This is a genomic window from Pseudarthrobacter sp. 05T312, from assembly GCF_056396685.1.
On sequence record NZ_JBFTLY010000016.1, the window covers coordinates 1 to 19,270 of the forward strand.

Annotated in this window: 17 protein-coding genes, 1 tRNA gene and 1 pseudogene; 7 read left to right on the plus strand and 12 right to left on the minus strand. The window is 67.7% G+C overall.

Features of this window, described 5'->3' with window-relative positions:
* Nucleotides 1-144: 144 nt before the first annotated feature.
* The gene (locus AC1DIP_RS16950) at nucleotides 145-969 is read right to left on the minus strand and encodes a DUF1206 domain-containing protein (protein WP_477734437.1); all 825 of its coding nucleotides are present in this window, start codon (nucleotides 967-969) and stop codon (nucleotides 145-147) included.
* A 179-nt stretch (nucleotides 970-1,148) separates the two neighbouring features.
* On the opposite strand from AC1DIP_RS16950, the gene AC1DIP_RS16955 reads away from it, so the two are divergent.
* A complete protein-coding gene (locus AC1DIP_RS16955) occupies nucleotides 1,149-3,707 on the plus strand; it encodes an excinuclease ABC subunit UvrA (RefSeq protein WP_477734485.1) in 2,559 nt (852 codons plus the stop codon).
* Nucleotides 3,708-3,752: 45 nt separating this feature from the next.
* Nucleotides 3,753-4,640 (plus strand): SDR family NAD(P)-dependent oxidoreductase, encoded by an 888-nt coding sequence (locus tag AC1DIP_RS16960; RefSeq protein ID WP_476210908.1) that lies wholly within the window; start codon nucleotides 3,753-3,755, stop codon nucleotides 4,638-4,640.
* Here AC1DIP_RS16960 and AC1DIP_RS16965 read toward each other — a convergent pair.
* The 3 genes from AC1DIP_RS16965 to AC1DIP_RS16975 are packed head-to-tail and all read right to left on the minus strand — an operon-like array spanning nucleotide 4,585 to nucleotide 7,316.
* Nucleotides 4,585-5,358, minus strand: a complete 774-nt coding sequence (locus AC1DIP_RS16965; RefSeq protein WP_476210906.1) for an enoyl-CoA hydratase-related protein — start codon at nucleotides 5,356-5,358, stop codon at nucleotides 4,585-4,587. The genes AC1DIP_RS16960 and AC1DIP_RS16965 overlap by 56 nt on opposite strands.
* Complete coding sequence (locus tag AC1DIP_RS16970) at nucleotides 5,358-5,987, minus strand: flavin reductase (protein ID WP_476210904.1); 630 nt, start codon at nucleotides 5,985-5,987, stop codon at nucleotides 5,358-5,360. The genes AC1DIP_RS16965 and AC1DIP_RS16970 overlap by 1 nt, the downstream gene beginning before the upstream one ends.
* A 6-nt stretch (nucleotides 5,988-5,993) precedes the next feature.
* Complete coding sequence (locus AC1DIP_RS16975) at nucleotides 5,994-7,316, minus strand: MFS transporter (protein ID WP_476210902.1); 1,323 nt, start codon at nucleotides 7,314-7,316, stop codon at nucleotides 5,994-5,996.
* 379 nt (nucleotides 7,317-7,695) lie between these two features.
* Here AC1DIP_RS16975 and AC1DIP_RS16980 point away from each other — a divergent pair, with 379 nt between their 5' ends.
* Entirely contained in the window at nucleotides 7,696-9,129 is a 1,434-nt protein-coding gene (locus AC1DIP_RS16980; protein WP_477734438.1) for a flotillin family protein, read from the plus strand.
* 7 nt (nucleotides 9,130-9,136) lie between these two features.
* Nucleotides 9,137-9,379, plus strand: a complete 243-nt coding sequence (locus AC1DIP_RS16985; protein WP_477734439.1) for a hypothetical protein — start codon at nucleotides 9,137-9,139, stop codon at nucleotides 9,377-9,379.
* A 31-nt stretch (nucleotides 9,380-9,410) separates the two neighbouring features.
* Here AC1DIP_RS16985 and AC1DIP_RS16990 read toward each other — a convergent pair whose 3' ends face one another.
* The 4 genes and pseudogenes from AC1DIP_RS16990 to AC1DIP_RS17005 all read right to left on the minus strand — a co-directional run.
* Nucleotides 9,411-10,442, minus strand: a complete 1,032-nt coding sequence (locus AC1DIP_RS16990; RefSeq protein ID WP_476210897.1) for an aldo/keto reductase — start codon at nucleotides 10,440-10,442, stop codon at nucleotides 9,411-9,413.
* Between the two features lie 15 nt (nucleotides 10,443-10,457).
* The gene (locus AC1DIP_RS16995; protein ID WP_477734440.1) at nucleotides 10,458-11,351 is read right to left on the minus strand and encodes an SMP-30/gluconolactonase/LRE family protein; all 894 of its coding nucleotides are present in this window, start codon (nucleotides 11,349-11,351) and stop codon (nucleotides 10,458-10,460) included.
* 40 nt (nucleotides 11,352-11,391) lie between these two features.
* Nucleotides 11,392-11,658: a YciI family protein gene (locus AC1DIP_RS17000; RefSeq protein WP_476210893.1), complete on the minus strand. Its 267-nt coding sequence runs from the start codon at nucleotides 11,656-11,658 to the stop codon at nucleotides 11,392-11,394.
* A gap of 27 nt (nucleotides 11,659-11,685) precedes the next feature.
* Nucleotides 11,686-12,204: pseudogene (locus tag AC1DIP_RS17005) on the minus strand (glycosyltransferase family 2 protein); the annotation flags it as partial.
* Nucleotides 12,205-12,352: 148 nt separating this feature from the next.
* On the opposite strand from AC1DIP_RS17005, the gene AC1DIP_RS17010 reads away from it, so the two are divergent.
* Complete coding sequence (locus AC1DIP_RS17010; protein ID WP_477734441.1) at nucleotides 12,353-13,519, plus strand: cytochrome P450; 1,167 nt, start codon at nucleotides 12,353-12,355, stop codon at nucleotides 13,517-13,519.
* Between the two features lie 43 nt (nucleotides 13,520-13,562).
* On the opposite strand, the gene AC1DIP_RS17015 is transcribed toward AC1DIP_RS17010, so the two are convergent.
* Nucleotides 13,563-14,315 carry a lytic transglycosylase domain-containing protein gene (locus AC1DIP_RS17015; protein WP_477734442.1) on the minus strand — a complete coding sequence of 251 codons (753 nt, stop codon included), beginning with the start codon at nucleotides 14,313-14,315 and terminating at the stop codon, nucleotides 13,563-13,565.
* A gap of 48 nt (nucleotides 14,316-14,363) precedes the next feature.
* Between AC1DIP_RS17015 and AC1DIP_RS17020 the strand changes: the two genes are divergently transcribed.
* Complete coding sequence (locus AC1DIP_RS17020) at nucleotides 14,364-14,879, plus strand: DEAD/DEAH box helicase family protein (RefSeq protein WP_477734443.1); 516 nt, start codon at nucleotides 14,364-14,366, stop codon at nucleotides 14,877-14,879.
* A gap of 33 nt (nucleotides 14,880-14,912) precedes the next feature.
* Here the strand turns inward: AC1DIP_RS17020 and selB are convergent, their stop codons facing one another.
* The 3 genes from selB to AC1DIP_RS17035 all read right to left on the minus strand — a co-directional run bounded on the left by selB (nucleotide 14,913) and on the right by AC1DIP_RS17035 (nucleotide 18,175).
* Nucleotides 14,913-16,709, minus strand: coding sequence for a selenocysteine-specific translation elongation factor (gene selB, locus AC1DIP_RS17025; RefSeq protein WP_476210886.1), 1,797 nt, complete (start codon nucleotides 16,707-16,709; stop codon nucleotides 14,913-14,915).
* Nucleotides 16,710-16,712: 3 nt separating this feature from the next.
* The gene (gene selA, locus AC1DIP_RS17030) at nucleotides 16,713-18,044 is read right to left on the minus strand and encodes an L-seryl-tRNA(Sec) selenium transferase (RefSeq protein WP_476210884.1); all 1,332 of its coding nucleotides are present in this window, start codon (nucleotides 18,042-18,044) and stop codon (nucleotides 16,713-16,715) included.
* Between the two features lie 36 nt (nucleotides 18,045-18,080).
* A tRNA-Sec gene (locus AC1DIP_RS17035) sits at nucleotides 18,081-18,175 on the minus strand.
* A gap of 64 nt (nucleotides 18,176-18,239) precedes the next feature.
* Here AC1DIP_RS17035 and selD point away from each other — a divergent pair.
* Entirely contained in the window at nucleotides 18,240-19,244 is a 1,005-nt protein-coding gene (selD, locus tag AC1DIP_RS17040) for a selenide, water dikinase SelD (protein WP_477734486.1), read from the plus strand.
* Nucleotides 19,245-19,270 lie beyond the last annotated feature (26 nt).

A 19,270-nucleotide genomic window follows, 5' to 3' on the forward strand; every position in this document is an offset into this window, starting at 1 on the left:
AGGTGTGAGGTCGGCGTTGGCGTGGGTAACGTAGGACACGAGGGCCTCCTGGCGTCGAGATGAGTGTGGTAACCCAAATCGATACCGGAGGCCCTCGCCTCTTACATCACGCCACGCTGTTCACAACGTCCCTGGGAATTACACCTAGAACTTCCCGTACCGTGCACGCGCCATGGAGTACACGCCGTAGCAGATCAGCCCTGCGGCGATGGCAGCAAGCAGGAACACGCCGTACGGCTGCGACCCGAGGGTCTTCAGCCCGCCGTCGAGGCCGGAGGACTTGGAGGGGTCCGCCGTTGCGGCGGCCACAATGATCAGGACTCCGACGACGGCGAGCACCACGCCCTTGGCGGCGTAGCCGATGGTGCCGATCCACTCCACGGCAGTCCGCGCGTTGCCCGGGTCCTGCAGGTCCTTCATGAACTTCCGGGTGACACCCCGGTACACATAGAAAACGCCCGCGCCGATGATGGCCAGCCCGACCACCACCAGGAGGACCACTCCGGCCGGCGCTCCCATCAACTTTGCGGTGAAATCGCTGGCCGACTGGCTGGAATTCTTGCTGCCACCGGAGGCGAAGACTGCGAAGGTGAAAGCAAGGAACCCGAAGACCACTGCCTTCCCCGCTGCGCTGGCTGCGGCCTTCAGCTTCTTCTTGGAGTCGCTCTCCGTGCGTGCCCCGAAGACCGCCTCGCTGACCATCCACAGGGCCAGGGCGGCACACGCCACGGCACCGGCCCACAGCAGGATCCCGCCGCCGGGCTTGGAGGCCAGGGCGCCGATCGCCCCGGACTGGTCCGCTTCTCCGCCCTGGCCCCTGGTCAGCTGCAATGCGATGGCCCCGATCAGGATGTGGACCAGGCCGATAAATACGAATCCGGCGCGTGCCAGAATGCGCACTGCCGGGCTGCGGCCCGCAGACGCGGCCTCGGATACTGCCCTGTTAGCTCCCTGCGCCGCGTTGCCCATGGCCGGCCCTTCCACCTATGTAGTTGATCTTCTGTTTTCTGTCCGCTTCCCCTGCCTGCGCCGCGGAATGCTTCAGTGTAAATCCGTCTGCGCCGTCCTGACAGATCCCGGAAAGTTCGGGCCACGCACGGACGGCTACTAGAGTCGAAGCGGTGAATGCCAAACAGAACACCGGGACATTGACCGCGCTGAACACCTCCGCTCCCGCGGCGGACCACGCCGAAGACGGATTCGTCCGCGTGCGCGGTGCCCGTGAAAACAACCTGCGGAACATCAGCGTGGATGTGCCGCGGGATGCGATCGTGGCGTTCACAGGGGTCTCGGGTTCCGGCAAGTCGTCCCTGGCCTTCGGCACCATCTACGCGGAGGCGCAGCGCCGGTTCTTCGAATCGGTGGCGCCCTACGCCCGCCGGCTCATCCAGCAGGGCCACAACCCCAAGGTGGACCACATCACCGGGCTGCCGCCCGCCGTCGCCCTCCAGCAGCGCCGCGGAACCGCAACGTCCCGGTCCACCGTGGGAACGGTCACCACATTGTCCAATTCGCTCCGGATGCTGTTTTCCCGCGCCGGCAGCTACCCGGAGGGCGCGGCGACGCTGGATTCGGACGCCTTCTCCCCCAACACTGCGGCCGGCGCCTGCCCGGAATGCCACGGGCTGGGTACGGCCCACACCGTGACGGAGGCGTCCCTGGTCCCGGACCCCACGCTGAGCATCCGCGACGGGGCAATCGCCGCGTGGCCCGGTGCCTGGCAGGGCAAGAACCTGCGCGACATCCTGACGCACCTGGGTTACGACGTGAACGTCCCGTGGCGGCAGTTGCCGCGGAAGCAGCGGGACTGGATCCTGTTCACCGAAGAGCAGCCAGTGGTGGAGGTGACGCCCCAGCGGGACCGGGTGGCCAAGCCCTACAAGGGCCGGTTCTGGAGTGCCAAAAGCTACGTCATGCACACGCTGCTCGACTCCAAGAGTCCCGCCATGCGGGAAAAGGTCCTGCGCTTCATGGAGACCGGACCGTGCCCGCGGTGCGGCGGAACAGGACTCAGGCCCGAAGCCCTCGCGGTGACGTTTGCCGGCCACACGATCGCCGCGCTGAACGCGGTTCCCATGACCGAGCTCGCCGCGATCATCCGCCCCACCACCCTGCTGGCCGCGGCGGCGACAGCATCCCGTAAGCAGTCTTCGGAGTCCAACGAAGTGGCCGTGGCCATCACCCGCGACTTGCTCCAGCGCATCACCGTGCTGCTGGAACTGGGCCTGGGTTACCTGGCGCTGGGACGGGCCACGCCGACGCTTTCGCCCGGGGAAATGCAGCGGCTGCGCATCGCCACGCAGCTCCGCTCGGGGCTGTTCGGTGTCATCTATGTGCTGGACGAACCATCGGCGGGCCTGCACCCCGCCGACGCCGAACCTCTCCTGGCCGTGCTGGACCAGCTCAAGTCGTCAGGAAACTCCGTCTTCGTGGTGGAACACAACATGGAGATGGTCCGCCGGGCGGACTGGCTGGTCGATGTGGGGCCCCGGGCCGGCGAGGACGGCGGAAATGTGCTCTACAGCGGCCCCGTGCAGGGCCTCGATGAGGTGCCGGAGTCCGTGACCAGGCCGTACCTGTTCCCCGGCGTGCCGCAGGCGGGAGGGGACGACGACGGCGCCCGGCAGGGTGCCCGGCGCGAAGCAGCCGGGTGGCTGGAGCTGCGGGACGTCAGCCGGCACAACCTGCGGAACCTGGATGCGGCTTTTCCGCTCGGCGTGCTGACAGCGGTCACGGGGGTCTCCGGTTCCGGAAAGTCCACCCTGGTAAGCCGGGTCCTGGCCGATGTGGCCGGTGCCGTGCTGCAGGCCGGAGCCGGAACATCCGCCGAGGAGCCGGACGAGGACGCCGGGGAACAGGGCGGACCCGTTGCCGTGGGGCACGTGTCCGGCCTCGAGCGGATCGACCGCCTGGTAAAAGTGGACCAGAGGCCGATCGGCCGGACCCCGCGCTCCAATTTGGCAACCTACACGGGCTTGTTCGATGCGGTCCGCAAGGAATTCGCCGCCACTGAGGCTGCCCGGAGCCGGGGATTCGGGGCCGGCCGCTTTTCCTTCAACGTGGCAGGCGGCCGGTGCGAGACATGCCAGGGCGAAGGTTTCGTGGCCGTGGAGCTCCTGTTCCTTCCCGGCAGTTACGGTCCGTGTCCTGAATGCGACGGAACCCGGTACAACCCCGAAACCCTGGAGGTCACCTACCAGGGCAAAAACGTCGCCGAGGTGCTGGGCATGACGGTCAACGCCGCCTCTGGTTTCCTGGCCGGGGTGCCCGCCGCCGCCCGGTCCATCCAGACGCTCCAGGAGGTGGGCCTGGGCTACCTTCGTCTTGGCCAGCCCGCCACAGAACTTTCCGGTGGCGAGGCGCAGCGGATCAAGTTGGCCACGGAACTGCAGCGCGCGCGCCGCGGGCACACCCTGTACCTGCTGGATGAGCCCACCACCGGCCTGCACCCGGCCGACGTCCAGCTCCTCATGGCGCAGCTGAACCGCCTGGTGGACGCAGGAAATACGGTGATCGTCGTGGAACACGCCATGGATGTGGTGGCGGCCGCCGACTGGGTGATGGACCTGGGGCCCGCGGGTGGCGACGCCGGCGGCAGGATCGTCGCCGCCGGCGACCCGGCCGCCGTCGCGCGTTCCCGCAGCAGCCGCACTGCCCCCTATCTCGCGGCAGCGCTCCGGGCGGCTTCCCCCGGGATGGACCAGTAAGCCGGCACTCTTGCCGTCGCAGCTGCAGCGGCGTAAGACAAAGGGATGCGGATCCAACGGGGCGCGCTCTCCCAGGACATCCTTCGCGGCCGGGTAGCGGTGGTGACTGGCTCATCACGCGGGCTGGGGTTTGCCATGGCCCGCACGCTGGGCCTCCACGGCGCAACGGTGGTGCTGGCAGCCAGGTCCGGCGACGACGTCGCTGCCGCCGTCCGCCTCCTGCTCGATGAGGGGATCGCGGCATCCGGACGCCGCTGCGACACCGCCGAACCGGCGGACGTTGAGGCGCTTCGCGACGAGGCCCTTTCCCGGGGAACACTGGACATCTGGGTCAACAACGCCGGCACGTCGGGGATTTTCGGCCCCACGGCTTCAACGCCCGTTGACGACTTCACGCGCGTGGTGCGCACCAACATCCTGGGTACGTTCCACGGCTCCAGGGTTGCTTTGCCGGTATTCCTGGGCCAGGGGCACGGCGACCTGGTCAACCTCTATGGCCAGGGCGACCGGGGTCCGGTGGCGCTGCAGAACGCCTACGCCTCAAGCAAGCGGTGGGTCCGCCAGTTCACCGAGACACTCCGCCTGGAAACCAAGGGCACCGGCGTCCGGGTTCACGGTATGAACCCCGGACTCGTGGAAACTGCACTCCTGGCGCGGGTGCGGTCCCAGGCGGGCTACCAACAGCGCCTCAGCGGCCTGCAGGTGGTGGTGGGGCTGTGGGGACAAAACGCGGGCGAGGCAGCACTGCCCATCGTGGAACTTGTCACCTCGGACCATCCGGAATTCAGGTTCCTGACCAAGCGGCGGATGGTGGCTCACGGACTCCGCAGCGTGCTGGCCGGACGCCTGCGCAGCGTCAACCGGATGCCTTTGGACATCACGGTGGTGGAGCCGGCGGACCCGCCCCGGCCCGGCGGTGGAGAAAGCCCGTGACCCGGTCCGGGAACTCCACGGGATCCACCGCGGGGCCCTTTGGCGCGCGGCGGCCGGCCTCCGTCAGGAGGCGCAGGCCCTCGTCCACCGCCGCTTTCGATGCCTTCAAGGAAGCCGACGAGACACCCTTCCAGGGGTCGAGGACGGCCGCCAGGGCCGCGTCCGCGTCGTCGTCGGGGGCAAGGGTGGTGACCAGCCCGATGTCCCACGCCTCCCGGGCAGTGAGCATACGGCCCGTGTAGAGAAGGTCCTTGGCCCGGGACGGACCTACCCGGAGTGCCAAGCGGGCGGCGAAGGTGGGTGGAACCAGCAAGCCCAGGCGTGCCACAGGCATCCCCATTCGTGCCGTGGGGGTCAGGAGTTGCAGATCGCAGGCAAGGGCAAGCTGGCAGCCACCGCCGGCCGCAACCCCTTCGACCACCGCCAGGGTTGGGACGGGCAGGTCCTCAAGCGCCTGCAGGGCGGCTTCCAGCACGTCAAAGGTCCGGCCAACGTCCGCGCCCGACGTCCCGTCCCATTCGCGTATGTCGGAGCCGGCGCAAAACACTCCACCGCGGCCGCGCACCACGACCGCGCGCAGGGTCGGGTCGGAGGCCAGGCCGTGCACTGCGCACCGCAAATCCTCCCAGTCCCGCTCCCCCAGGGCATTGAGCCTCCCGCCGCTGCCGAAGGAAATCGTGGCAATGGACTCCGCCCCGTCAACACTGACCGTGGCCATCAGGAGCCTGCCTCCCGCGGGGTGAAAGAACCAGGCCACTGGGACGCGCGGATCCGCGGCAAGTGGCGGACGGGGCCAAGCATGCCCCACTCGTCCCCGCCCAGCCGTGACAGCGGATCAAGCCCGGCCACGTCCGGGTGGTCACCGCTGAGCACCTGGGAGGAGACAGCTGCGTGCACCACCAGGCCGAACACCAGGACGCAGTCACCCATGCGCAGGGTCTGGTGAAGCGAGCATTCCAGCACGGCCGGAGAGTCCTTGACCCGGGGCGGCCGGACCATGGCACTGGGCTCACGGGCCAGGCCGGCGGCATCGAATTCGCTGACGTCGGCACTGAAATTGGTGCCGGTGGCATTGACCTCCTGGATCAGCGCTGCAGGAGCGAGGTTGACCACGAACTCCCCAGTCGCTTCGATGTTCCGCAGCGAATCCTTCTCGCCGACGGAGGTGAACTGGATGATCGGCGGGTCCACCGAGGCGACAGTGAAAAACGAGTGCGGCGCAAGATTGTCCACCCCTGCCGGGGAGGTGCTGGACACCCAGGCGATGGGCCGCGGAACCACCACCGACGTCAGTAATTTGTAGAAGGCCCGCGGCCCCAGGTGTCCAGGTTGGAAGTCCGTCCGCATCCGGCCCTACAGGTTTCTTGGCATCGCGGCGGCAGCGGCATCCTTGGCCAGCGCCCCCTTGGCCCTGGGAAGGAGGATCAGGGCTGCCATGGCAATGACGCAGCAGAGGATGATGTACAGCGAAATCGACGTCGAGTTGCCGTAGCTTGCCAGCAGGGCGGCAGCGATGAGGGGCGCGGGGCCGCCGGCGATGACGCTGGCCAACTGGTAGCCCAGGCCGGCGCCCGTGTACCGGATGTCGGTGTCAAAGCTCTCGGCGATCAGGGCGGCCTGGGGGCCGTACTGGATGTCGTGCAGGATCAGGCTGACCACCACGGCAACGCCAACCCAGAGGGAATCGCGGGTGTTCAGCAGCCCAAAGTAGGGGAATGCGAACAGCGCTGTAAGCACGATCCCGGTTCCGTACACCCGCCGTCGCCCGAAGCGGTCGGAGAGGCGTCCGAACAGGGGGACACTGACGAGCCCGATCGCCGCCGCGATCAAGGTGTCATCCAGGATCGAGTTGCTGTCCAGCTTCAGCTGCTTGGTGGCGTAGGTGATCACGAAGGTGATGAACAAGTAGAACGGCGCCTGCTCCGAGGTGCGCACCAGGGCCGAAAGGAGGATCTCCTTGGGCTGCCGGCGGATCACCTCGACGATCGGGGCACGCACCACCTTGTTGGACTTGCGGACTTCGTCGAACTCCGGGCTTTCGATGACGCGCAGCCGGACGAACAGGCCCACGCCAATCAGGATGATGCTCAGGATGAACGGGATCCGCCAGCCGTAGGCAGCAAACCCTTCAGTACCCGTTACGGCAGTTGTGATCCTGACGACGCCGGTGGACAGGACCAGCCCGAGCGGCACCCCGATCTGCGGCCAGGAAGCGGACAGGCCGCGGCGGTTCTGGTCGCCCCATTCCATGCTCAGCAGGACGGAACCGCCCCACTCGCCGCCGACGCCGATTCCCTGGATTATCCGGAGCAGGACCAGCAGGACCGGCGCGGCCACGCCGATGCTTTGGTAGGTGGGCAGGCAGCCGATCAGGACCGTCCCAAAGGCCATCAGGAAGAGCGTGGCCATGAGTGTTGTCTTGCGTCCGATCCGGTCACCGAAGTGGCCGAAGATCGCCGCGCCGATAGGCCTGGCAACAAAGCCGACAAACTGGGTACCGAAAGCCGCCAGCACGCCGGCGAAGGCAACCTGGCCCGGGAAGAACAACTGGGGAAACACCAGGGCGGCGGCAGTCCCGTACAGGAAGAAGTCGTACCACTCGATGGTGGTACCCACCACGCTCGCCACCGTAGCGCGCCGTACGGCCTGTTCCCGGGTCACTCCTTGAATACTCATCATCACTCCGTTGGTCAGATGCAGTAGAACGCCCGGCCTTATGGCAATAACAAGGGAAGAAAATGTCAATGCCTGGCGCTGGACCCGCATTGCGGTTCCATTTCCATCGTGCGAGCACTTGGTTGCCCGTGTCAACGGTTTCCCCCGCTGCCGGGCCCTTCCCGCGTACTGCGAGGCCCGCCGTCGTCCGTCTTTTATGGTTGCTGCAGGCAAATATCGGTGCGGCTATGGACTCTTGGGCGGGGCCCAACCAGACTGTCTACAACAGCTTGCCAAGTGAACCGGAATTGACGGCACTTTCATTCTTCGGATAAATGGACGGCTGCATTTATTTGGGGCTTTACCGTGATGCCGTTCGCGGCATTGAAAGGATCTGGTTATGCCGGACTTCGCACCGTTCTTCCCGCTTATCGCCATTATTTTGGGGGTGCTTTTTGCCGTCGGCTTTATCTGGGTTGCCACGAAGCTGATGTGGAAAGTGGCTGAACCCAACGAGGCCCTGATCATTTCCGGCTTAACCCGCGGAACCCTTGAAACCCGGGAAGGAATGGATTTCAAAATTGTCACCGGAAAGGGCGCCTTGGTCCTTCCCGGCCTCCAGACGGTGCGGCCCCTGTCACTGACATTGAATGAAACCGAACTCAAAGTCTCCTGCGTTACCTCACAGGGCATCCAGGTGATAGTGGAGGGCGTCGTCATTTACAAGATTGGCGACGCACCGCCCTTTATTGCCAATGCCGCCCGCCGTTTCCTGGGCCAGCAGCCAAAGATGGAAAGCCAGGTTTACAACGTCTTTGAGGGCCACCTGCGCTCCATCATTGGCAGCATGACGATGGAGGAAATCATCCGCGAGCGGGACAAACTTGCCTCGCAGGTCCGCAGCGCCAGCGGTGTAGAGATGGAGAAGCTGGGCCTGGTGGTGGACTCGCTGCAGATCAAGGACCTGCAGGATCCCACCGGCTACATCCAGAACATCGCGAAGCCGCATATCGCCCAGGTGAAGATGGAGGCCCGGATCGCCGAGGCCACCCGAAACCGGGAGGCGGCGGAAAAGGAAGCGGAAGCGGCAGCCCTGATCGCGGATGCGCAGAGCGTGTCCGCGATCCGCCAGTCGGTGGCTCAGGCCAATGCCGAACGCGCCCGGGCCAATGCCGCCCAGGCCGGGCCGCTGGCTGAGGCCACGGCGCGGCAGCAGGTGGTGGTCCAGGAAACCGAGGTTGCCAAGCTTGAGGCGGACCGGGAAGAGCAGAAGCTGCAGACGAGTATCCGGAAACCTGCCGACGCGAAGGCCTACGCCAAGCGCACGGATGCAGAAGGCCAGAAAGCTGCGGACATCAGTGCCGCCGAGGCACTGGCCCGCCGCACCGAGCTTGAGGCCCAGGCCAACGCCCGCCGGACCGAAGTGACGGCCCAGGCCAACGCCACGGCAGCGGCGGCAGCGGCCGGAGCCACCAAAGTTACGGGCGAAGCCGAAGCGGCTGCCACCAAGGCGAAGGGGGACGCTGCCGCCTCCGCGATCAAAGCCAAGGCCCTGGCCGAGGCGGACGGCATCAAGGCGCGTGCCGAGGCACTGGCCACCAACCAGGACGCGGTCATCTCCCAGCAGCTCGCCGAAAACATGCCCGCCATCATTGCCGCCGCCGCTGAGCCCTTCTCGCACGTGGGACAAATGACCGTCCTGAACGGCGGTGAGGGCGTCAACAAGATGCTCGGCGGAATCCTGGCCCAGGCGGGTGACTACCTGCCGGCCCTCCGGTCCGCGCTGAAGAACGGCAAGGACGCCAAGCAGCCACCCACCGGCTCCGGGGCGTAGGGGTACCGTGCGCAAGGAGGTCGATCGGAGCCTGACCGGCAAGATCGGGCGGGTCACCGGCCGCATCGGCCCGGGCACCATCGGCGAAGTCATGCTGCCCTACCTTGGCGGCACCATGGCATTCCACGCCCATCCGTTCGACAAGACCAGCGACTTCCCGGTGGGCGCTGAAGTGTTGGTGATCTACTTCGACCCGCCGCAAACCGTATACGTGGAGGAGTTACCGGACGTGCTCAAACACACCCTGTAAGGGCCGCCCCGGCTTATCCGCCGGCGTGGCGCTACCGTCCGCCCTCCATCTTGCGGCTGCGCTGTTCCTGGGCCATGGGCCCGTAGGGATAGACCCCCGCCTCGGGCCTGCTGGCCTGGGTAAGACGGGTGACCTCCTCAGCGCTGAGCTCCAGGTGGGCGGCCGCCAGGTTGTCGGCGAGCTGCTCCGTGGACCGGGCACCCAGGATCACGGACGTCACGGCTGGCCGGTGCGCCAGCCAGGCCAGTGCCACCTGGGCCGGGCTCACATTGTGGTGGGCCGCGATGTCTTCGACGGCGTCGATGACTGTCCACGTGCGCGGGTTGTCATTGCGTGCCTTCCAGGCTTCCATGCCGCGTTCGGGGTTCTCCCCCAGGCGGGTTGCCCCGGAGGGACGCTGGTCGCGGTGGTACTTGCCGGACAACCAGCCACCGCCCAGGGGCGACCACGGCAACAGGCCGATTCCTGCGTCAAGCGCGGCCGGCACGATCTCGTGTTCGATGTCCCTGACCAGGAGGCTGTATTGGGGCTGCAGGCTGACGGGCGGGTTCCAGCCCTGGCTGCGTGCAACATGGACAGCCTTGGTGAGCTGCCAGCCCAGGAAATTCGAGAACCCGTAATAGGCGATCTTTCCGCGGCCCACGGCGTCGTCAAGGAACCGAAGGGTTTCCTCCAAGGGGGTGATGGGGTCCCACGCGTGCATCTGGTAAAGGTCGATCTGTTCCACTCCCAGGCGGCGGAGGGAATCATCAAGGGCGCGGGTCAAGTGCCGGCGGGATGTTCCGACGTCGTTCGGTGCCGTCCCCATGGGAAAACGGCCCTTGGTGGCAATCACCGCCTGGTCCCTCAGGCCCGGCCGCCCGGCCAGCCAGCGTCCAATAATCTCTTCGGACACTCCCGAGCTGTAGACGTCGGCGGTGTCGATGAAGTTGCCGCCCGCTTCGAAGTAGCTGTCCAGGATGGCGTGGGAGGTTTCCTCGGTCGCTTCGGCGCCGAAGGTCATGGTGCCCAGCGCGAAGCTGGTGACGACGGCGCCGCTGTGGCCCAGGGTCCGGTGCTGCATGGTGTGTCCTCGCGTTCAGTTGCGGTTGGTGGGATGGTTGCGTGCGGCCGCGTCCGTGGTGGTGGTGCGGATCCGGTACAGGCTGGTGGTCGCGGTCAGGTAGAGGTCCTGCCCGTCGGGTCCGCCAAAGCACAGGTTGGAGACGGTCTCCGGCACGGTGATGGTGCCCAGGAGTTTGAAGGACGGTGAGTAGATCCGCACGGAGGGGCCGGCCGAGGTCCAGATCCGGCCCTCGACGTCCACCCGCAGCCCGTCGGCCGCGTGGCCGTCCTCCAACTCGAGCGTGCCGGTCCTGGCGCTGCAGTGGCCGTCACGCACGGCGTAGGCGGCGATCCGCAGCGGGACCCCGTGGGCGCTGCCGGCCGTGTCCGCGACGTAGAGGACAGATTCGTCCGGCGAGAAGGCCAATCCGTTGGGATGCACGAGGTCGGTCACCACGGGGGTCAACGTTCCGGAGGCCGGGTCGAAGCGGAACACATGGCAGCCCCCGTATTCCTGCTCTGCCTCATGCCCTTCTTTTGTTCCCGGAAGGATCCCGTAGGGCGGGTCCGTGAACCAGATGCCGGCGTCGCGGGCAATCACCACGTCGTTGGGTGAATTCAGCCGGCGGCCCTGGAAAGAGTCAACCAGGCCGGTGACGGTCCCCTCCCGGTCGCGCTCCACCCGGCGCCGGCCGTGGCTGCACTGCACAACGCTGCCGTCGGCGTCGAGGGTACGGCCGTTGGTGAACTCCACGCCGGTCGCGTATTCCTGGGTCACCCCGGTGTCCGGGTGGAACTCGAGAATGCGGTCGTTGGGGATATCGCTCCACCGCACCGTCTGCGACGACGGCACCCACAATGGCCCCTCCGCCCACACCGTCCCGGTGTACAGGCGCTCCAGCACGCCGGCCGTCAATCCGTCACCCATGAGAAAGCCCCTTCGCCGTCCAGGTTGTTGCCTTAACCGCCTACGCCAGGTGCACGGCGTTCCATTCGAGCAGCTTAGGGTCCGCAAGGCCTTCGGTCACAAAGGGGTCACCGCCAATGAAACGTTCGGCTTCCCCGTACGACGTGAAGATCCCCATCGAGCTCAGGCCGGGCTCCGGAGACTGGAAGGGGCCCAGGGCGAGCAGTCCTCCCCCGGCGGCCCGGAAAGCCTCGTAGTACGCCCTGTGGCGGGGATAGACGTCCATGACTGTGGATCTGTCCACACCCTCGCGCAAGCTGTAGATCACGACACATTCCATGGGCCTGAACTTACCCTAGCCCTGGCTTTGGGTCTGCGGGACGCGCAGGCTGCCGTATCTCTCCATCCGGTGCCAGCGCAGGTGGACGCCGGCAACTGCCGTGACAACGGCCTGGATGACCACCAGGTACATGAGCTGCCGGTAGACGAACTGCTGCAGCGGGAGTGTCCAGAGCGGTCCCAGCCGTTCCCCGTCGAGCCGGAACGCGTAGGCAGCCATGAGCAATTGGACCGCCAGGAAGACCAGCCACAGCGCCCCGATCCGCAGCGGGTCCAGGAAGATCAGGCCGTAAAGGGCGAAGACATCGACGATGGGCGCGAACAGGGGAAGCAGCACCTGCAGTACCAGCAGGTACCCCAGTCCACGCCGGCCAAGCGTGCCCGCAGCACCTCCCTGCACCACGGCACCCCGGTGCTTCCACATGGCCTGGAGGGTGCCGTAGCACCAGCGGTACCGCTGTCGCCACAGGGCGCCAAGGGTTGCGGGCGCCTCCGTCCAGGCCCGTGCGTCCTCTTGGTACACCACCCGCCAGCCCCGCCCACTGCATGACGTACCGCGGTTACCGTTCCGGCGTGGTGACGCAGGGACATGCTTTGGCTAGGATCAAGGTTCTACGGTCAGTCATTTGACGGCCTGGCGCCCACCGTGGACGGCCGGGCGCCAGGTGAGCAGGGAGGCCACCATGGACGTCACCCAGTCCGCACAATACCGGCTTGATCCCTTTCCGCAGTATGAACGCATGCGGGCAACGGCCCCCGTCTTCCAGGATGGCCAGTCGGGCAGCTGGCACGTGTTCCGGTACGATGACGTCCAGCGGGTGTTGTCGGAACACGCCACGTTTTCATCGCGGATGGGCGGGGACAATCCGTCCGGTACCGGGCAATTGTTCGCGGCGAGCCTGATCACCACCGATCCCCCGAGGCACCGCCAGTTGCGTTCCCTGGTCACCCAGGCGTTCACCCCCAAGGCCGTTGACGCGTTGGCTCCCCGCATCGCCGGGCTCACCAACGAGCTCCTTGACGGGATCGCAGCCGGCGGAAGCGCGGACCTGATCAGGGACCTGGCCTACCCCTTGCCGGTCATCGTCATTTCGGAGCTGTTGGGCATCCCCGCGGAGGACCGGGAGCGCTTCAAGCACTGGTCTGATGTCATCGTCAGCCAAACGCGGTCTGCTCCCGCGGGCGAACCCCAGGACACCACCACGTCGGAGATGGTGGAGTACTTCCTCGCCCTGATCGACCAGCGCAGGAGCCGACCCGGCTCGGACCTCATCAGCAGCCTGCTGGCCGCGGAGATCGACGGCAAAAAACTGACAGTGCCCGAGCTGCTCGGTTTTTGTGCCCTGCTGCTGGTAGCCGGCAATGAGACCACCACCAATCTGATCGGCAACGCCGTTTTGTGCCTGGCCGAGTCTCCCGGCACCCTTGGCCGCCTCCTCGAGGAGCCGGGCCTGCTCCCCCAGGCGCTCGAAGAAGTCCTCCGCTTTCGTTCACCCGTCCAGTCCATGTACCGGGTGGCCGTCGCGGAAACTGTCCTCAGCGGCCAACGGGTTCCCGCCGGCGCTCCGATAGTGGCGTGGATCGGCTCGGCCAACCGCGACGGGCAACAGTTCCAGGCGGCGGCTGAGTTCGACATCGACCGCAGCCCCAACCGGCATCTGGCGTTCGGCCATGGCATTCATTTTTGCCTGGGTGCCCCACTGGCACGGCTCGAGGCCAGGATCGCCCTGGAAGCGCTGCTGACCCGTTTGCCGGGCTTGGCCCTGGCTCCCGGAGCGGAACTGGAACGCATGGAAAGCAGCATCGTTTACGGGCTGAAGGAGCTTCCCGTCATGTGGCAGCCCGCCTGACCGTCCCGGACGCCGGGAGCCCGCTGATTCGTCAGGCTCCCCGTCATCGGACCGTGTCCGCTGCCGCTGCGCAGGCGGTGGCCTGGGAGCGCACCTGTCGGAGGTAGGCGTCGGACTGGTTGTAGGCGTGCACGGCAGCCGTCCAGCCCTGGGCAGTGGTGAGGTCACCGCCGTGGACACACAAATAGGTGGCCGCGCTCAGGGCGGCGTCGTCAATGTTGAACGGGTCCGCCGCCCCGTCCCCGTTTCCGTCCATACCGGCGATCCGCCACGTGGACGGGATGAACTGCATTGGGCCCACCGCGTGGTCCCAATGGGCGTCACCGTCCAGGGCGCCGCCGTCGGTATCAGGGATGGCGGCGAACCCCGCTCCGTTGAGGCTTGGGCCCACGATCGGGCCGCTGGCCTGGCCGGCAGAACCCAGGCTGCCGCCCCCGTACGTCCCATGGGCCGATTCGACGAAGCCGACGGCGGCCAAAGTGTTCCAGCCGATTCCACACGCGGGAGCGGCTTGGTTGGCGGTGACGGCGGCATTGACGTAGGCGCGCAGCGCCCGGACGGGGATTCCGGTGGCCGCGGCGGCGTTGCCAAGCCACCCGGCTTCCGGGACCGGTGTGACGTTGACGGCGGTGGCGAGCCCGCCGGCCGGGGCCTGGAGCCTGGCCGCGGCGCGGGGCGGGGCCGGCGTGGCGGCGTTGGCTCCGGTACCTGGCTGGCCCATCACCCAGAACGAGAACACTGCGCTGGCACAGAGCACGAACAGGCTGAAGACCACAAAGCGTTTTACACGGAGCACTGACCAATCAAACCATCACAGCCCTCCCGTGCGCCGGTACCATCAGGCATGGGCAGGAAGAATTACCTTGTCGAGGGCGGCTCCGGTACAGGTAAGACCGCTGTATGCCATGAACTGCGGCGCCGCGGCTACCAGGCCGTCAACGGAGACCGTGACCTCGCCTACCAGGGTGATCCGGAAACCGGCGACCCGGTTGCGGGGATCACCGGAACGGCTGTACACGGCCATCACCTCTGGCGGGTTGCCGACGTCCGGGCGCTGGCCGCAGACCAGCGGGAACCTGTGACATTCTTCTGCGGCGGGTCCCGGAACCTGGAGTCCTTCATTGACCTGTTCGATGCCGTCTTCGTCCTGGAGGTGGATGTCCAAACCCTGCGCCGGCGCCTTGACGAGCGGCCGCCGGACGAATGGGGCGCGCAGGCGGCGGAACGGCAGCTGATCGAACACCTGCACGAAACCCGGGAAGAAATCCCGCCGGGCGGCATCCCGATCGACGCCTCCGCGCCGCTCGCCCGCGTGGTGGACGAGATCCTGCGCCAGGTCCAGGACCGCCGACCCGGGTAGCCGGGCTTGGCACTTTTCCCGGCCGACGGCGGGTCAGCGCACCACGGTGCGGTGTCCGGCGTCGAGCCTCCTGGTCCAGCCGCGGGCATCAAGGTGTTCCAGCAACGGAACGGCGGTCCGGCGTGTCGTGCCGAGCGCCTGGCGCGCCTGGCTCGTGGTGAAGGGCTGGTCCAAACCGGCGAGGGTGCGCATGGCCAGTGCCGGTGCCGTGGGCAGCAGCACCACCCCGTCGCGGAGCCGAAGGATACGTCCGGTGCGCTCCGCCGCGGCGAGCTCGCGGGCACCCAGGCCCAAGGCCGCCAGCTCGTCGGCTTCGGGTGCGTGGAAGGCATCCACGCCGAGCCTGCCCTCCAGTGTGGCGATGGCCGCCTCGATAGGTCCAAGGTTGCCCTGGCTGCCGGGCAACCGGACGTGCCCGGCGTCCTGTTCCAGGCCAGCCCCGCGGATGACGTGGGAAAGCAGCTTCTCATCGGGCAATTTGAGCAGGTCCCGCGCGGCGCCCATGGAAAGGCCCGGTGCCAGGGCATCCCGCTCCTGCAGCGACTGGACCGCGCCGCGCAGCTGGTGCTGCCACGCCTCAAAAACGGGAGCGTGCACCCACCAGTCATCAATGACTTGCACACCGGCAGGTGCCTCGGTGTCATGTCCGGACAGCAGTCCGAGCCGGCGCAGATGGCCTGACTGCACGGCCCGGCGGGCCGCCACCTCTCCCAGCACATCACCGGCGGGGTCCATGCCTGCAAGGCGCTCCGCCCAGTGGGCGCCGTCGCCGCGGCGCCGCAGGGCCGGGGGGTCGGCATCGAGGATTCGTGCACCGCCCAGCACGGAGCGGCTTCCTGGGTCCCGCAGCACCAACCGGTCCCCCAGGACCAGGGGCAGGTGCCGGTCGAGGACCAGCCGGGCGTGGTCGGCCCCGAAGGGACGCAGCCGGGCCGGCACGGACGCGGTGCCAACGTGGACCATGAGTTGTTCCGGTACATCGGTGTAGGCCACACCGGTGGTGCGGTGGATACCCACCACGGCTGTGGTGGGCCACGCGTCCGGGGAGACCAAGGCGTCTCCGCGCCGGATTTCCGTTGCTGCAATGTCGCGCAGGTTCAATGCCACACGGCTGACCGGCTCCACGGAAGGGTAGGAAGTATCACGGCTCTGCAGGCCACGGACCACCACGGTCCGGGTATCGGTGTGCCCGAGCAGTTCCAGCCGGTCGCCCTGGGTGAGCGTTCCAGCCGCCAGGGTTCCGGTCACCACGGTTCCGGAACCGGTGATGGTGAACGAGCGGTCCACCCACAACCTGACCCGCCCGGTGGTGACCGGCGCAGGCACCCTGGCCAGGACGTCGTCGAGCGTTGCCCGTAACTCCGGAAGGCCGCTCCCGTCAATGGCGGACACCACCACCGCGGGCGCATCCCGCAGCCCTGTCCCGGCCAGCTCTGCGCGGGTCCGCGCGAGCACGTCTGCCACCTGCTGCCCCGTAGCCCGGTCTGCCCGGCTCAGCACCACGACGCCGTGGTCGATGCCCAAGGCAGCGACGGCGTCCCGGTGGTCACTGGACTGGGCCTGCCAGCCTTCGTCTGCGGCAACCACGAAGCAGACCACCGGCGCCGGTCCAATGCCGGCCAGCATGTTGCCGAGGAACCGTTCGTGGCCCGGTACGTCGACAAACGCGACATCCTGCCCGGACGGCAGTGTGGTCCAGGCGTACCCAAGGTCGATGGTCAAGCCGCGGCGGCGTTCCTCCTCCCAACGGTCCGGTTCCATGCCGGTGAGGGCACGGACCAACGTGCTTTTACCGGAATCGACGTGTCCGGCTGTGGCAACGACGTGCACCGCTCAGCCCGCCCTGCCGGCGTCCGCGGCTTCGAGGCTTGCCAGGGCCGCCCGCACCGCCACCGCGATCCGGGCGTCGTCCCGTTCGGGGACGCACCGCAGGTCGACCAGGCAGAAGCCGTCGTGGACGCGTGGCAGCACGGCCGGGTCCCCGGTCCGCAGGAGCCGGGCGGCGCCTTCCGGGAGCCGGACTGCCCACCCCGCCAGGGGAACCCCAGGGGCACCCCCGCCGCCTACCCTGCCGTCATGCGGGACCACGGCTGCGCCAAGTTCCTGGGCCAGCCGGTCAGTTCGGCGGCGCAGTTGCCCCGCGTCGGCGTGCAGCGCCTGGACTACCGGCGGCGGGCCGCCTGCAACAGTCGCCTCCAGGGCGGCAAGCGCAAGTTTGTCGGCCCTGACCGCGCGGGCCAGCGGGTGGCGCGCCAGCCGCGCGATGACTTCCCTGCGGCCCAGCAGCAGGCCGGCCTGCGGGCCGCCCAGCAGTTTGTCGCCGCTGGCAATAACGACGTCGGCCCCGTCCGCCAAAGCGGTGGCGGCATCCGGTTCATCCGGCAGGAACGGGTCCGGTGCCAGCAGTCCGCTGCCGAGGTCGGCCACGAGGGGCACCCCGTTGTCCGTAGCCAGGCGGCTCAGCTCATCCACGGGAACGGCCGAGGTAAAGCCGTCGACGCGGAAGTTGCTGGGGTGGACCTTGAGGATACAGCCGGTATCCGGCCCGAGCGCCCCGGCGTAGTCATGGAGATGGGTCCGGTTGGTGGTGCCTACTTCGCGAAGCCGCGCGCCCGTGGATTCCATCAGGTCGGTGAGCCTGAACCCGGCACCGATTTCCACCAGTTCGCCCCGGCTCAGCACCACCTCGCGGCCGGCTGCCAGGGCCGTGGTGGCGAGCACCAGTGCCGCCGCTCCGTTGTTCACTACCAGCGCGTCCTCGGCCGCAGGACATGCAGCGAGGAGGGCAGCGCGGGCTCCGGCGCCGCGGCGGGAACGGCTGCCGTCCGAAAGGTCCAGCTCCACGTCCACGTAACCACTGGCCGCCACGAGAGCAGCAACCGCGCCTTCGGAAAGCGGCGCACGCCCCAGGTTGGTGTGGACAATGACACCGGTGGCGTTCAGGACCGGGCGCAGGGTTGTCGCCGTCCGGGCAGCGACGGCGGCCAGCAGGACAGGTTCCACCTGCCCGGCCGGGAGGCCGCCGCTCCGGGCCTGCTCCTGGACATCCCGGACGAGTTCGCGGATGATCCGCCCGTTCAGCCGGGTGCGGGCCTCGCGGACCGCCGGCAGTGCCAGCAGGTCATTCGTGCGGGGAATCAGGCGCCGGGGATCGACCTGGTCCACAGCCCTCCTCGTATCGCGGCATTCGTTGCCGAAAGTTGGCGGTGGCGGACGGGAATCGAACCCGCCAGGCCGAGATGCTCAGCCGCACCGGTTTTGAAGACCGGGGGGCCCACCAGGACCCGGACGCCACCGCGCCTCAATATAGCAGGGTTGCCTTGAAGGTACGCTGGGCAGGTGAATGAGGCCCAGACGTCAATGCAGCGACTCGATGAAGGTGCCGCCGGCGCAGTCCGGCTCACCGACTATGCCCACGGGGGTGGCTGCGCCTGCAAGATTCCTCCGGGCGAGCTCGAAGACGCGGTCCGTGGCCTGATCGGCCAGCCCGGAGCCGAGGTACTGGTGGGCCTTGACAGTGGCGACGACGCGGCGGCAGTCCTGGTGCGCGAGGACCTTGCCGTCCTGACCACGGCCGACTTTTTCACTCCCGTGGTCAACGACGCCTTCGACTGGGGCCGGATCGCCGCGGCCAATGCGCTCTCTGACATTTACGCCATGGGCGGCCGGCCAATCACTGCGATCAACCTCGTCGGCTGGCCCCGCGGCGTCCTCCCCATGGAGTTGATGACCGAAGTCCTGCGCGGCGGGCTCAGCGTGGCCTCGCAGGCGGGTTGCCCGGTGCTGGGGGGCCACTCCATTGATGACCCGGAGCCAAAGTACGGCATGGCAGTGACGGGCGTGGCCCATCCGGACCGTTTGCTGCGCAATGATGCGGCCCGCCCGGGCCTGCCCATCACGCTCACCAAGCCGATCGGCGTCGGACTTCTCAACAACCGGCACAAGCAGACCGGCGAGGTGTTCGCTGAAGCCGTGGAGACCATGGCTGCCCTGAACCGCGACGCAGCCCAAGCCGCAGTGGATGCCGGTGCCAGGGCGGCGACGGACGTGACCGGGTTCGGGCTTCTTGGACACCTCTACAAGATGGTCCGGGCCTCGAACGTCGGGGCAGTGATCGACCTGGCCTCGGTACCGGTAATCGAGGGAGCCCGTGAAGCGCTCCGGGACGGATTCGTCTCTGGCGGCACCCGGCGCAACCTGGACTGGGTCCGGCCGCATCTCAGCGCCGCCGCCGGTGTGAGTGACGACGACCTGCTGCTCCTGGCTGATGCCCAGACCTCAGGCGGCCTGCTGGTGGTGGGCGAGCTGCCGGGGCACCCCGTCATCGGCCACACCACCGCCGGGCAGGGCATCGAAGTCCGCTGAGCCCAAGTCCCTCTTGGGGAAGCCGG

Coding starts and splice junctions, on each gene's coding strand:
- AC1DIP_RS16950 (WP_477734437.1), bottom strand. CDS start 969: ATGGGCAACGCGGCGCAGGGAGCTAACAGGGCAGTATCCGAGGCCGCG.
- AC1DIP_RS16960 (WP_476210908.1), top strand. CDS start 3,753: ATGCGGATCCAACGGGGCGCGCTCTCCCAGGACATCCTTCGCGGCCGG.
- AC1DIP_RS16965 (WP_476210906.1), bottom strand. CDS start 5,358: ATGGCCACGGTCAGTGTTGACGGGGCGGAGTCCATTGCCACGATTTCC.
- AC1DIP_RS16970 (WP_476210904.1), bottom strand. CDS start 5,987: ATGCGGACGGACTTCCAACCTGGACACCTGGGGCCGCGGGCCTTCTAC.
- AC1DIP_RS16975 (WP_476210902.1), bottom strand. CDS start 7,316: ATGAGTATTCAAGGAGTGACCCGGGAACAGGCCGTACGGCGCGCTACG.
- AC1DIP_RS16980 (WP_477734438.1), top strand. CDS start 7,696: ATGCCGGACTTCGCACCGTTCTTCCCGCTTATCGCCATTATTTTGGGG.
- AC1DIP_RS16990 (WP_476210897.1), bottom strand. CDS start 10,442: ATGCAGCACCGGACCCTGGGCCACAGCGGCGCCGTCGTCACCAGCTTC.
- AC1DIP_RS16995 (WP_477734440.1), bottom strand. CDS start 11,351: ATGGGTGACGGATTGACGGCCGGCGTGCTGGAGCGCCTGTACACCGGG.
- AC1DIP_RS17010 (WP_477734441.1), top strand. CDS start 12,353: ATGGACGTCACCCAGTCCGCACAATACCGGCTTGATCCCTTTCCGCAG.
- AC1DIP_RS17020 (WP_477734443.1), top strand. CDS start 14,364: ATGGGCAGGAAGAATTACCTTGTCGAGGGCGGCTCCGGTACAGGTAAG.
- selD (WP_477734486.1), top strand. CDS start 18,240: ATGCAGCGACTCGATGAAGGTGCCGCCGGCGCAGTCCGGCTCACCGAC.